Annotated in this window: 14 protein-coding genes; 1 reads left to right on the forward strand and 13 read right to left on the reverse strand. The window is 41.5% G+C overall.

Going from position 1 to position 13,800, the window contains the following annotated elements:
- Positions 1-94: 94 nt before the first annotated feature.
- The 13 genes from serS to gatC form a co-directional block, all read right to left on the reverse strand.
- The gene (gene serS / locus H3V11_RS07500; protein ID WP_198224077.1) at positions 95-1,387 is read right to left on the reverse strand and encodes a serine--tRNA ligase; all 1,293 of its coding nucleotides are present in this window, start codon (positions 1,385-1,387) and stop codon (positions 95-97) included.
- A 109-nt stretch (positions 1,388-1,496) separates the two neighbouring features.
- The gene (trpD, locus tag H3V11_RS07505) at positions 1,497-2,540 is read right to left on the reverse strand and encodes an anthranilate phosphoribosyltransferase (RefSeq protein ID WP_198224078.1); all 1,044 of its coding nucleotides are present in this window, start codon (positions 2,538-2,540) and stop codon (positions 1,497-1,499) included.
- Positions 2,541-2,582: 42 nt separating this feature from the next.
- A complete protein-coding gene (locus H3V11_RS07510) occupies positions 2,583-3,155 on the reverse strand; it encodes an aminodeoxychorismate/anthranilate synthase component II (protein WP_198224080.1) in 573 nt (190 codons plus the stop codon).
- Between the two features lie 60 nt (positions 3,156-3,215).
- Entirely contained in the window at positions 3,216-4,853 is a 1,638-nt protein-coding gene (locus H3V11_RS07515; RefSeq protein ID WP_198224082.1) for a phospholipase D family protein, read from the reverse strand.
- 59 nt (positions 4,854-4,912) lie between these two features.
- On the reverse strand, positions 4,913-6,391 hold the full coding sequence (gene ubiD, locus H3V11_RS07520; protein ID WP_198224084.1) for a 4-hydroxy-3-polyprenylbenzoate decarboxylase: 1,479 nt from the start codon (positions 6,389-6,391) through the stop codon (positions 4,913-4,915).
- A 17-nt stretch (positions 6,392-6,408) separates the two neighbouring features.
- On the reverse strand, positions 6,409-6,984 hold the full coding sequence (gene pth, locus H3V11_RS07525; protein ID WP_025330691.1) for an aminoacyl-tRNA hydrolase: 576 nt from the start codon (positions 6,982-6,984) through the stop codon (positions 6,409-6,411).
- A gap of 46 nt (positions 6,985-7,030) precedes the next feature.
- Entirely contained in the window at positions 7,031-7,315 is a 285-nt protein-coding gene (locus H3V11_RS07530) for an RnfH family protein (protein ID WP_370570174.1), read from the reverse strand.
- Entirely contained in the window at positions 7,305-7,739 is a 435-nt protein-coding gene (locus tag H3V11_RS07535) for a type II toxin-antitoxin system RatA family toxin (protein WP_037393303.1), read from the reverse strand. Before H3V11_RS07535 ends, H3V11_RS07530 begins: the two co-directional genes overlap by 11 nt.
- 44 nt (positions 7,740-7,783) lie before the next feature.
- Positions 7,784-8,767 carry a DNA polymerase III subunit delta gene (holA, locus tag H3V11_RS07540; RefSeq protein ID WP_198224086.1) on the reverse strand — a complete coding sequence of 328 codons (984 nt, stop codon included), beginning with the start codon at positions 8,765-8,767 and terminating at the stop codon, positions 7,784-7,786.
- Positions 8,764-9,249: an LPS assembly lipoprotein LptE gene (gene lptE / locus H3V11_RS07545; RefSeq protein WP_084551916.1), complete on the reverse strand. Its 486-nt coding sequence runs from the start codon at positions 9,247-9,249 to the stop codon at positions 8,764-8,766. Before lptE ends, holA begins: the two co-directional genes overlap by 4 nt.
- A gap of 18 nt (positions 9,250-9,267) precedes the next feature.
- Positions 9,268-10,710: an Asp-tRNA(Asn)/Glu-tRNA(Gln) amidotransferase subunit GatB gene (gene gatB, locus H3V11_RS07550; protein ID WP_255516520.1), complete on the reverse strand. Its 1,443-nt coding sequence runs from the start codon at positions 10,708-10,710 to the stop codon at positions 9,268-9,270.
- 15 nt (positions 10,711-10,725) lie between these two features.
- Complete coding sequence (gene gatA, locus H3V11_RS07555) at positions 10,726-12,183, reverse strand: Asp-tRNA(Asn)/Glu-tRNA(Gln) amidotransferase subunit GatA (RefSeq protein WP_198224090.1); 1,458 nt, start codon at positions 12,181-12,183, stop codon at positions 10,726-10,728.
- A 90-nt stretch (positions 12,184-12,273) separates the two neighbouring features.
- Positions 12,274-12,561, reverse strand: a complete 288-nt coding sequence (gene gatC / locus H3V11_RS07560) for an Asp-tRNA(Asn)/Glu-tRNA(Gln) amidotransferase subunit GatC (RefSeq protein ID WP_198224092.1) — start codon at positions 12,559-12,561, stop codon at positions 12,274-12,276.
- Between the two features lie 190 nt (positions 12,562-12,751).
- Between gatC and H3V11_RS07565 the strand changes: the two genes are divergently transcribed.
- Positions 12,752-13,789: a rod shape-determining protein gene (locus tag H3V11_RS07565; RefSeq protein ID WP_025330699.1), complete on the forward strand. Its 1,038-nt coding sequence runs from the start codon at positions 12,752-12,754 to the stop codon at positions 13,787-13,789.
- Positions 13,790-13,800: the final 11 nt, after the last annotated feature.

The raw sequence follows: 13,800 nt of genomic DNA on the forward strand, positions 1-13,800 counted from the left end.
TCTTTACACTGAAGGGCAATATTTAATACGGTGGCGTATAAATATTGCCCTTAGTAAAATTTTGATAAATTGAGATTCAATAAATCGTTGATATTTATGCGCGTAATACGCTTAATCCGCCCAGATAAGGCTGTAAAGCCTCTGGAATATTAATGCTTCCATCCTCATTCTGATGATTTTCCAGTAATGCTACCAAAGCTCTGCCAACTGCCAGGCCTGAACCATTTAATGTATGTACCAGCTGATTTTTGCCGTCATTATCTTTAAATCTTGCTTGCATACGCCGTGCCTGGAAATCTTCGCAGTTTGAGCAGCTGGAAATTTCCCGATAAGTGTTTTGTGCAGGTACCCATACCTCCAAATCATAGGTTTTAGCGGCACTAAATCCCATATCACCTGTGCAGAGGACAATTACCCGATATGGTAATTCCAAAAGCTGAAGAATTTTTTCGGCGTGACTAACCATTTCTTCCAGAGCAGCATAAGAATTTTCCGGTCGCTGAATCTGCACCATTTCTACTTTGTCAAACTGATGCTGCCGAATCAGCCCGCGAGTATCTTTACCGTAGGAACCGGCCTCAGAACGGAAGCATGGTGAGTGTGCGGTGAGTTTTTTAGGTAATTCATCTTTGCTTAGAATACGTTCACGCACGGTATTAGTCAGGGTAATTTCTGCGGTTGATATCAGATATTGTTCCTGTGTATTTTCTTCGCCTCCGCAGCTTACTTTATACATATCTTCAGCAAACTTAGGTAATTGTCCGGTACCTAACAGAATTTCAGGATTAACAATATAAGGAGTGTAATGTTCTGTATAACCATGCTGCTGAGTATGGGTATCAAGCATAAATTGTGCCAGTGCACGATGCAGGCGAGCTATCGGACCCCGCATTAATGAGAATCTTGCTCCGGATAGTTCAGAGCCGGTTTTGAAATCTAAGCCTAGCGGTTCACCTAAATCAACATGATCCTTAATTGCAAAATTAAATTGTCTTGGCGTACCGAATCGGCGGATTTCGATGTTGTCATTCTCATCTTTGCCCACAGGAACGTCACTATGCGGTAGATTCGGAATTGTCAGGATCAAATTATTAATTTGATTTTGTATGGTTTGGTAGTCTTGATCAACCTTTTCCAGTTCGGTCTTGATTTGGGTTACTTCAGCCATTGTCTGGTTAGCTTCATCATGTTTGCCCTGACCTTTTAGTGCACCAATCTGCTTAGACAGATTATTGCGTTTAGACTGCAATTCTTCTGTGCGTATTTGTAATTGTTTACGCTGTTGTTCCAGTCGGGTGAAAGTTTCGGTATCCAGATTAAAGCCACGAGTCTGTAATTTTTGCGCAATACTGTTAATATCCTGACGGAGTAATTGAATGTCTAGCATAATAATATAGTGTGTTTAGTGACAGATTATAGCCATTATTGTAAACGATTCATTGCTAAAATGAATGCATACAAATTTTATTTAGCTTATAAGCCGAGTTTATTTAATGTTAGCTATTTGACTGGTTAGCCAATTGTTGTGTTTTTTGGATAAATTCTGTTTGTTTCGCTTTTGCCTTACCAGAATCTATGGCGGTAATGGCTAAATCAACACCCTCTTCTAATGAAGAAGTAATGTCTGCCGCATAGATTGCAGCAGCTGCATTGAGCACGACTATATCACGGCAAGGACCTTTTTCTCTGTTTAATACGCTATTCATGATATGCAGCGATTCTTCACTATTTGCCACTTTTAAAGGTTTTAAGTCTTCAATTACCGGCATGTCAAACTGAGCCGGATGGATATCGTATTCCATGATAGTGCCATTTTTTAATTCAGCTATGCGAGTTGTGCCGGTAAGTGTAATTTCATCCAGTCCGTCACTTCCATGTACAACTAAAACATGTTTGCTGCCTAGCTGTTTCAGTACACGAGATAAAATTCCGACCAGATCAATATGGAATACCCCTAAAACCTGATTGGATGCTGTTGCCGGATTGGTTAATGGCCCTAGTATATTAAAGACTGTACGTACGCCTAATGCCCGACGCACTGGAGCTACATAACGCATACTGTTATGATGATTTGGCGCATACATAAATCCGACACCAAGCTGATCGATACACTCTCCTACTTGTTCAGGAGCTAATTCGAGTGCAGCACCCATGGCTTCAATGATGTCAGCAGAGCCGCTTGAAGAAGATACGGAACGTCCTCCATGTTTGGCCACTTTTGCTCCTGCTGCTGCAACTACAAACATGCTGGTTGTAGATATGTTGAACGTATGTGCATTGTCTCCACCCGTCCCAACGATATCGACTAGATGTTCACGCTGCTGTACAGGTACTTTTGTTGAGAATTCGCGCATAACGGTTGCCGCAGCCGCGATTTCCGATACGCTTTCTACTTTAATACGTAATCCGATTAAAATAGCAGCTATGACTTCAGGCGCCACTTCTCCGTTCATTATCTGGCGCATTAAATCTGTCATTTCATCGTAGAATAATTCATTGTTGTCCAGTAAACGATTAAGTGCCTGTTGCGGCGTTATCATGATAATTCTTTCTAAAATATAACTATTTTTAAAATTTTTACTTTATTGGTTATGCTGTTGCAGAAAATTGTGCAACATTGCATAACCATTTTCGGTAAGCAATCCTTCAGGATGAAACTGAACACCTTCGACAGGCAGAGTTTTATGTCTGATACCCATAATTTCGTTGTCATCAGTCCAAGCGGTTATTTCGAGACAATCGGGTAAAGTTTCCTTTTCTATAACCAGACTATGGTATCGGGTACAATTCACCGGATTAGGCAGGTTATTGAAAAGGGAATTATTGTGATGGTAAACAGGTGAAATTTTACCATGCATAACTTTTTTGGCACGTACTATATTTCCGCCAAAAGCATAAGCTATACTCTGATGTCCCAGACAAATGCCTAGTATCGGTATTGTGAGCGCAAAATGTTTAATGGTATCTACAGAAATACCAGCTTCTCTGGGTGTGCATGGACCCGGACCGATGACAATTTTATCCGGGGCCAGTCTGCTAATATCTTGCAGTCTAATTTCATCATTATGTTTAACAATTACGTTTTCGCCCAGTTCGCCAAGGTATTGCACTATGTTAAAGGTAAAGCTATCGTAATTATCTATAAACAAAAGCATTGGCAATACCTCTTAAAAGAAATATCAAGTTGTGAACAAATGAGAGATGGCTAAAACTGGTTAAAGTAAACTTTCCAGTGGGAGTAAGGAGAGCATTTTTACCCAGACACGCTGCCAAAAAGTGGTATCCGGTTCATGATGATAAACCTTTGTTTGATTTTTGTCGTTGGTTTCTGTCCATTCCAGCTTGCCTTGTGGTGTTAGTTTTACCTGATAAGTAACATATGGCAATGCTTCATTAATCGCTTGATTCATAAATTGTGCCATTTCCGGAGACTGTATTACGACACCCATTTCTGTATTGAGTCGTGCCGAACGTGGATCAAAGTTTAATGAACCGATATATAGTTGTTGTCCGTCAATGGTAAAAGTTTTAGCATGCAAGCTTGATTCGGAATTACCTGTAAATGCACGGTCACGAGGTCCTTTTAAAAAGCCCTGATTTTTGAGTTCATAAATTTCTACTCCTTCTTTTAACAGCGGTGTTCTATAGTGAGAATAACCAGAATGTACTGCTGCCACATCGGTTGCTGCTAAGGAGTTGGTGAGAATACGTATCTTCACACCCTCTTCTCGTAATTTTTGCAGATATTCAAGACCTGTTTGTGTGGGTACAAAATACGGAGTGATAACCAGTAAATCTTTTTGTGGTTCAACAACAGATGCAGCAAGTGCGTTTAGAGTTAAACTGGCTTTTTGATATTTAATTACCGGTGGTTGTTCTGTATCCGGCTCAATTAAAAGATTATTATCAGGCTGGGTGACATCTGCTTTTCGCTTGTTTTTGGGCAGAGCTTTATCAGGATTATCACTCACTAGTATCAAATGTGCCCATTGATAATCCAATGATCCGTCTAGTAACCGGTTGGCAAAATTGTCACGATTATAGGCATTATCATAACTATTGGCACGTAAATGATTGAAACTACGATGTTTGAATATAGGCATACTTGCCTGTAATTTAATATGGCGGGGATGAACTATACCGTTTAAAGGATATGACGAAGCACTGTTCCAGTAGCGGTCAAAATTGTTTGAAACCTGATTAACAATAGGTCCTATGGCGAGAATATCTAAATCTACAAAAAGTGTGCCTTTACCCATATCAAAATATTCATCACCAATATTCCGTCCGCCTAGAATAGTGGCCTGATTATCAGCTGTGATAGATTTATTATGCATACGCCGGTTCAGGCGGGCAAAATCTGTCATGTAGCTTAAAGCGCGCCAGTGCCGGTGCATAAAAGGGTTAAATAATCTGATTTCGATGTTGGGTTCTTGATTAACTGCTTTTAATATATTATCAAGGCCGACAGTATTATTGTCATCAAGCAGTAAGCGAACATGTACACCGCGCTGAGCAGCTAAAACTAATTCATGAAAAAGTAGCTGACCAGACGTATCGTTACGCCAGATATAGTACTGCACATCCAGACTGTGTTCTGCGGCGCGAACCAGAGCTATCCGCGCGGCGAATGCTTCATGTCCGTCATCAAGCGGATAAAGACCGGATAAACCTTTATGTTCGGATACAAGTGAAGCATTAGCATAGGCAAGAGAGGACGGAGTGTCGGCAGTAATATGTGTTTCAATACTACGCCCCTGTTGAGAAGGCAGGCTTTGACAGGCTGCCAGAATAGAGATCAGACCCAGTTTCAGGCACCATGTACAGATACGATTTATATATTTACTTCTCATGTTTATGCCGTATATATTGTTAAACTTCAATCTGTAAAATTCATAGTGACTGAAAATAGCTATAAATCTAAATCTTGCCATATGGCGTCAACTTTAGCTGTGGTTGCCGGATCCTTGTGTATTACTTTACCCCATTCACGGTTTGTCTCTCCGGGCCATTTATTGGTTGCATCCAGACCCATTTTCCCGCCAAGTCCGCTAATCGGGCTGGCAAAATCCAGATAATCAATCGGTGTATGATCGATTAGTGTTGTATCCCGAACCGGATCCATACGTGTGGTAATTGCCCAGATTACTTCTTTCCAGTCTCTTATATTAATGTCATTATCTACTACAATAATATATTTTGTATACATAAACTGGCGCAGGTAGCTCCAGCAACCCATCATTATTCTTTTGGCATGTCCGGCATATTGTTTCTTTATGCTGACAACGGCCATACGATATGAACAACCTTCCGGAGGCAGATAGAAATCAATAATTTCTGGAAATTGTTTTTGTAATAACGGGATAAATACTTCATTCAGTGCGACTCCCAGAATTGCCGGTTCATCAGGCGGTTTACCGGTATAAGTGCTGTGATAAATGGCATTTTCGCGCATGGTAATGCGTTCTACGGTAAATACCGGGAAATCATCCTGTTCATTATAATAACCGGTATGGTCTCCATAAGGACCTTCCAGTGCAGTCTCGTCCGGATAAATAACTCCTTCAAGAACAATTTCTGCCCGGGCAGGAACATGCAAATCATTTCCGATACATTTAACCAGCTCAGTACGCGATCCTCTTAATAAGCCGGCAAATTGATATTCACTGAGACTGTCTGGTACCGGGGTGACTGCTCCGAGGATGGTAGCAGGATCACAACCCAGTATGACTGATACAGGATAAGGTTTGTTTGGATATTTTTGTTTAAAAGCCTGAAAATCCAGAGCACCGCCACGATGAGCAAGCCAGCGCATGATTAGTTTGTTTTTTTTCAGTAGTTGCTGTCGGTAAATGCCTAGATTCTGGCGTTTTTTTTCTGGCCCGCGTGTAACTGTTAAGCCCCAGGTAATTAGCGGAGCCGCATCTTCCGGCCAGCATTTTTGAATTGGCAATTGTGTTAAATCTACTTTATCACCTTCTAGAATAATTTCCTGACAAGGTGCTTTTTTGACGATATGCGGAGCCATGCTCCATAAATCTTTGAGTAAAGGTAATTTGGAAAAAGCATCTTTGAATCCTTTAGGAGGATCCGGCTCTTTCAGGTAAGCCAGTGTTTTACCTATTTCACGTAATTGACTGGTATCGTCTGCCCCCATTCCCATGGCAACACGTTCCGGAGTACCAAAAAGATTAGCCAGAACAGGAAACTGGTATGTTGTTCCTGCCTGATTTATAGTATTTTCAAATAATAATGCCGGCCCCTGCTTTTGTAATACCCGGTCAGCAATTTCTGTTATTTCCAGATGAGGAGAAACTGATGTCTGAATTCGCTTTAATAATTGCTGCTGCTCAAGAACAGCAATGAATTCCCGCAAGTCACGATATTTCATAACACGATCTTTCAAATTTACTTGCTGTGTAATTGTTGCTGAGCCCTGCCGAATTCTCCTTTTAACAGCAGGGGTATAGCATTCAGAGATTTGTGTAAAGCTTCGTCTATCAAAACTTTTTCTTCAGCCAATGGTTTATGCAATACATAATGAACAACAAGATTACGATCACCCGGATGACCAATACCTAGTCGCAGCCGGTAAAAATCTGCGGTGCCCAGCCATGCCTGTATATCTTTTAGTCCGTTATGACCACCGTTTCCTCCGCCTTTTTTAAACCTGATCTGACCGCAGGGAATATCCAGCTCATCATGAATTACCAGTATTTCCTCAGGTGATATTTTGAAGAATTTGGCTATAGATTGCACGGATGTGCCTGATTTGTTCATGTATGTGGAAGGTTTAAGAAGCCAGATTTCATTTTCTGGTAAATTAACTTTTGCTACTTGTCCAAAAAATTTTTTTTCTTCTTTTAAGCTGATTTTCCATAACCTGGCAAGTTCATCAACGAAATCAAAACCTATATTATGCCGTGTATGTTCATATTCTGTGCCCGGATTGCCCAAGCCAACTATTAGCCTGATATGAGACATGTATATTCCTCGGGAATTACAAAATGTTTAAAAGTCAACTGGAAAACTATTCTTTTTGCTTTGCACGCCGTCGCCGGTTTTCTTTCGGATCAATCAGTAACGGTCGGTAAACTTCAATTCGATCCCAATTGGATAATATATAATTATCATTAACTTTTTTACCGAATATACCAATGGGTGCTGCATAGAAATCAGTTTGTGGAAATTTTTCTGGTAAATCTGACTGTAATAATACCTGACGTGCACTGCTTCCTGCCGGAACTTTTCCCTGCCAGAGATGCTGATAATCAGTGGTAGCATATACTGCTTCAACAATAATTTCAGTCATCATAGCGTCTGTCTGCTTCCTTAATAAAAGCATCAACCAATGTTGTAGCGATAATGTTAAAGACTGGACCTATTAGTGCTGAAAGTACTGCATTGGAGAATTCATATTCCAGACGAAAATCGATTTTACAGCCCAGATCATCGATAGGAGTAAATTGCCAGGTGCCTTCCAGTTTGCGAAAAGGACCATTAAGCAAACTCATCTGGATTTTATTTGGTCTTTGATTAATGTTTCTGGTAGCAAATGACTGACGTATTTTCATATAGTCCATGTACAATACAGCTTCCAGAGATTGTTCATCCCGTTTGAGAATATCCGTACGATTACACCAGGGTAAAAACTTAGGATAATCTTCAACTGTGTTGACCAGATCAAATATGTGTTCGGCACTGTGTAGTACTAAAACGCTTTTTTCAACTGTTTTCATCATTATTGGATCAATAGTTTAACGGTGAGTTACCAGAATAATGTTCAGATGGTCAGAGACAGAAAAAGATGTTTGATTTCTGCCCATGCATTACCTTCTTCTGCACCTTTAATTTGTCGGTCGATAAACGCACATATCTGTAAAGCTTCAAGAAGACGTCTGATGCCGATACGTTTGGCAGCCTGTGGTGCTAAAGTCTGTTTTTCACCCCATAAACGCAGGCTTTGGCGCATTTCACTGATTGATTTACCTTGCTTTAATGCTGCAAGTAAGCGTATGAGAGTACGAATATCCTCACTGATAACCCATAATAATAGTACCGGTTCATTTCCCTCAGATGCAAGACCTTCCAGTAAACGTAATACGCGTTCTGAGTTTCCGCTCATCCATGCTGCTGACAATAGAAAGATATCAAAACGTGCTACGTTAGCTACTGCTGTCTGTGCGTCATCCAGAGTAACGGTATGTCCGGCCGGATGAATTAGAGCCAGTTTATCGATTTCCTGCTTTGCGGCTAAAAGATTGCCTTCTACTTTTTCTGCAAACAGGGCAAGTGCATCATTATCGATATTCAGATTCTGAGCCGCCAACCGATTTTTTATCCACTGAGGTAATGCATTTTGATTAATTGATTTTGCCTCAAATATCTGAGCATTTTTTGCCCAGCTTGAAAACCATTTACTCTGTGTTTGTAATCGTTCCAGTTTAGGAAGTATTAAAAGCAGGCAGGTATTTTCCGGTAATTGTTCAGCCAATTGTTGTAATACTACGGCTCCTTCTTTGCCGGGTTTACCAGAGGGAATATGAATTTCCAGTAATTTTTTATCAGCAAATAATCCAACGGAATGGACTGAGGACAGAAGTGATGTCCAGTCGAAACCGGTTTCTATATTGATAACTTCGCGCTCATTATATTGCTGACTACGTGCAGCTGAACGGATAGTGTCTAGAGCCTCTATTCGCAATAATTCTTCTTCACCATGAATTAGATATGCTGCAGACAGAGGCTGGACTGATAAATTACTCATTCGTTAGTAGTTACAGGCAGAAAAGCCAGGCGACGTACAATTTGTTCTGCAGCATCGGTACGCATATCATGCCAAATCATACGTTGTTCATCTTCTTTGGCCAGTACCTCATGATCAGAATAATCCATATAACGGTGTACTGTGACTTGTATCGGATCGCCTAGTGGCTGATCATTATGATAGGCTTGTACATTCACTTTCAGTGTGAGCAGATATTCACTGGTACCGCCAGATAAATCTACTGCTGATGTGGAAGAATCCTGTGTCGCTGAAATGACTTTTACCACTACCTCTGGATGTTCAGTATCCACAATTACATTAGGCTGCCGCCGCAATACGACTTCCAGAGCCCGCTGCATACTACCGCCTTCAATCTTCCAGCTATGGTATGGCATGGGTGTGTCGAATCCGGAAGTTCCTTTCAGATGGAATCCGCAGCCTGTTAATACAAACAGAGTAGCCAATAGCAGCCATTTTTTCATGTTTGAACCTTATCTTGCTTATGCCAGTTTGCTATGCAGTAAAGACTGAACTTGCTGAGGGTTGGCTTTACCGCGAGAAGCCTTCATTACCTGCCCTACGAGAGCATTAAATGCTTTTTCCTTGCCGGATTTGAATTCTTCTACAGATTTCTGATTATTAGCGAGTACTTCATCAATAATTTTCTCAAGGGCACCTGTATCCGTCATCTGTTTCAAACCATCACGTTCGATAATGGCATCAGCAGTAAGATCACTGTTCCACATGGTTTCAAATACCTGTTTAGCCAGTTTATTGCTTAAGGTATTATCCGCAATTCTATTTGTTAAACCGGCAAGACGCTCAGCACTAATCGGGCTTTCAGAAATATCTATTCCGGCTTTATTCAGAGCAGCTGCAAGTTCTCCAAGCATCCAGTTAGCAACCAGTTTACCATGACCATGAAGTTTTGCAGCCTGCTCAAACCAGTTTGCCTGTATATGATTGCTGGTTAATAATCGTGCATCATAATCAGAAATACCATATTGATCGATAAAACGGCCGGCCATCTCTTTAGGTAGTTCAGGCATGCCTGCCTTAGCTGCATCCAGCATGGCATCGGTAATGATCACTGGTAATAAATCAGGGTCAGGAAAATAACGATAATCATGAGCATCTTCTTTACTGCGCATGGCGCGAGTTTCACCCTTGTTCGGATCAAACAAACGTGTTTGCTGAATGACTTTACCGCCGTCTTCAATTAATTCAATTTGTCGTTCCACTTCATAATTAATGGCTTGTTCCAGAAAGCGGAATGAGTTCAGATTTTTAATTTCACAACGGGTGCCAAACTCAGTCTGTCCTTTCGGACGTATTGAAACATTGGCATCAATACGGAAAGAACCTTCTGCCATATTACCGTCACATATGCCTAACCAGGTTACCAGGCTATGCATTGTTTTAGCATAAGCAACAGCATCTGCTGCTGAACGCATTTCCGGTTCTGACACTACTTCCAGTAACGGTGTACCAGCCCGGTTTAAATCGATTCCGGTATAGTGTTCAAATTCATCATGGATGGATTTACCGGCGTCTTCTTCCATATGAGCTCTGGTAACATTAATGGTTTTAACTTCATTACCAACCACGATTTCAAGTTTTCCGTGCTCAACTATCGGCAAATCAAGCTGACTAATCTGATAACCTTTAGGTAAGTCGGGATAAAAGTAGTTTTTCCGGTCAAAAACATTTTTCCGGTTAATATTCGCACCTAAAGCCAATCCAAGTTTAATGGCCTGGTTCACCACATCACGATTCATTACTGGTAAGGCACCAGGCAGCGCGCAATCCACAACATTGGCCTGAGCATTAGGTGCTGCGCCAAATGCAGTAGATGATCCACTAAAAATTTTGGAACGCGTGTTTAACTGAACGTGGATTTCCAGACCGATTACTGTTTCCCAATTCATTCTGTCTTCTTTCAATTCGTATACTGGCAATTATTGTACAAATGGAGTTCTGGTATGCCAGTCACTATGTTGCTGAATCTGGTGTGCAATACCTAGCAGACGGCTTTCTGCGAAATAATTACCGATAAGCTGAGCGCCTACGGGTAATCCGCTTGTGGTAAATCCTGCCGGCAGAGAAATACCCGGCAAACCGGCAAGATTTAAAGAAACGGTGTAAATATCTGAAAGATACATTTCAACAGGATCACTATTATGGCTTTCTAATAATGGTGCTGCAGTTGGCGCAACCGGAGCCAGAATAATATCGCACTGTTTTAATGCTGCCTGGAAATCGTTTGCAACCATTCTGCGTAATTTTTGTGCTTTCAGGTAGTAAGCATCATAGTAACCGTGAGATAAAACATAAGTGCCTATCATAATGCGGCGTTTTACTTCAGCCCCGAAACCTTCGGCACGGGTATTACTGTACATTTCGTCCAGATTACCGAATTCAGCAGCGCGATGTCCATAACGAACACCGTCGTAGCGTGATAGGTTTGTACTGGCTTCAGCTGAAGCCAGTACATAATAGGCAGGAATGGATAGTTCTGTATGTGGTAAAGTAATATCTACAATTTCCGCACCCAGTTTTTTGAGTACTTCTACAACACTATCAATTGATGCATGTACTTGTACGTCTAGACCTTCGCCAAAAAATTCGCGCGGCAGACCTACTTTTAAACCTTGTAACGATTGATTTAAATCGCGGGTATAGTCCTCTTTATTACGCTCAATACTGGTAGAGTCCCGCTCATCAAAACTCGCCATACTATTCATTAACAAGGCGCAATCTTCTGCTGTCTGAGCCATTGGTCCGGCCTGATCAAAACTGGAAGCATAAGCAACCATACCGAAACGGCTAACTACACCATAGGTGGGTTTCAGACCAGTAATACCACAGTGTGAGGCAGGCTGGCGAATGGAACCGCCAGTATCTGAACCCAGCGCAACTGGTGCTAGCCGCGCAGCCACGGCTGCTGCTGAACCACCAGAGGAACCACCCGGAACATGATTAAGCTGCCACGGATTGTGAGTTATACCATAGTAAGAAGACTCAGTTGTTGAACCCATGGCAAATTCATCCATATTGGTTCTGCCTAGGGTTACCATACCTGCATCAAGCAAATTCTGAACTACTGTTGCTGTATAAGGTGCAGTAAAAGTATCCAACATTTTACTGGAACAAGCACTGCGCCATCCCTGCTGGCAGAATATATCTTTATAGGCTATGGGTACACCGGTTAATACATTTGCTGAACCCTGCGCCAAACGTGTGTCAGCTGCCTTAGCTTCAGCAATAGTGCGTTCTTTATCCAGTGTTATATAGGCATTAAGACTGGCATTTTCACTTTCAATTGCAGCCAGATACTCCTGCGCCAATTCGACAGCTGAAGCCTGTTTTGATTGCAGTAAGTTACTGCACTGTTTTAATGTATAATTTTTTGGCATAGTGGTTATATAACTTTCAGGCAACACTGTCTGTAGTTACCTGCAATAAATTTAAATATGAATGAACAAGTCATTATGGTAAGGGTTGAGTTATTCAATAACCTTAGGTACAAGATATAAACCCCTGTCTACCAGCGGTGCACATGATTGGATTGCATGATGCTCGTCTTTTTCAGTAACTGCATCGTCGCGTAAACGCAAGGCCAGTTCATGCGGATGTGCCATCGGTTCAATCCCATCAGTATTGACTTCTTGCATTTTTTCGACCAGATCGAATACATGGTTTAGCTCTGTCAGCATGTTGTTTCGCTCTGCTACTGAAAGACTCAAGCGAGAGAGGCATGCGAGCTTATCTACATCACTTAATGTTAAAGCCATCAAAAATCCTTAAATTTGATTTAGCAAAACGGGCAAACTGCGGTATCATTGCGCGTTCTGATTCGGTTGTTACATAATATAGAATTATAACCGAAAACCCTATTCTTTGGCGTACTGATTTGCTGAGTACAGTGCGCCGCAAAACTGCTTTTGCCATACTTATAATTTAAAAGTTCATTAGGACATCCTCATGTTTCGCTTTTTTTCCAAATATTTATCCAATGATCTGGCTATTGATCTTGGTACCGCCAACACTTTGATTTTTATTAAAAATAAGGGTATTGTTTTAAACGAGCCGTCTGTGGTGGCCGTGCAAAATGACACCATAAATGCTAAAAACGGCATGCTGGCTGTGGGAACAGCAGCAAAGAAAATGCTGGGGCGTACGCCGGGAAGCATTCAGGCAATACGACCTATGAAAGATGGTGTGATTGCTGACTTTAATGTCACTGAAAAAATGCTCAAGCAATTTATCAAAAAGGTAAACAACAGCCGGTTTACAGCTCCCCGAATCGTTATTTGTGTTCCATGCGGTTCAACTCAGGTAGAACGTAAAGCTATTCGTGATTCAGCTCTGGCAGCCGGCGCATCGATTGTAAATCTGATTGAAGAGCCTATGGCAGCAGCAATTGGTGCTGGTTTGCCTATTGAAGAACCAACAGGCTCAATGGTCGTGGATATTGGTGGCGGAACAACTGAAGTTGGTGTGATTTCTTTATCTGGTGTGGTTTATTCTCACTCAATCCGCGTAGGTGGTGATGCATTTGATGATGCCATTATTAACTATGTGCGCCGCAATTATGGCATGCTAATTGGTGAATCTACTGCTGAAGAAATTAAGAAAAATATCGGTTCTGCTTTCCCTGGTATGGAAGTAAAAGAAATTGAAGTAAAAGGCCGCAATCTGGCAGAAGGTATTCCGCGTGCTTTTACAATCAGTTCGAATGAAGTTCTGGAAGCGTTGACTGAACCACTTAACCAAATTGTACAGGCAGTTAAAAATGCTTTGGAGCAGACCCCCCCAGAGCTGGGTGCGGATATTGCCGACCGTGGTTTGGTATTAACCGGAGGCGGCGCTTTACTTAAAGGTTTGGATCGTTTGCTTTCTGAGGAGACCGGCTTGCCAGTTATGATTGCAGAAGACCCACTGACATGTGTTGCACGGGGTTCTGGTCATGCATTGGATATGATTGGTAAAATGAACTCTGTATTTGTATCCAATCCGTAAATGCAGCACTG

It is taken from the genome of Snodgrassella sp. W8158 (assembly GCF_016100435.1).
Classification (GTDB): domain Bacteria; phylum Pseudomonadota; class Gammaproteobacteria; order Burkholderiales; family Neisseriaceae; genus Snodgrassella; species Snodgrassella alvi.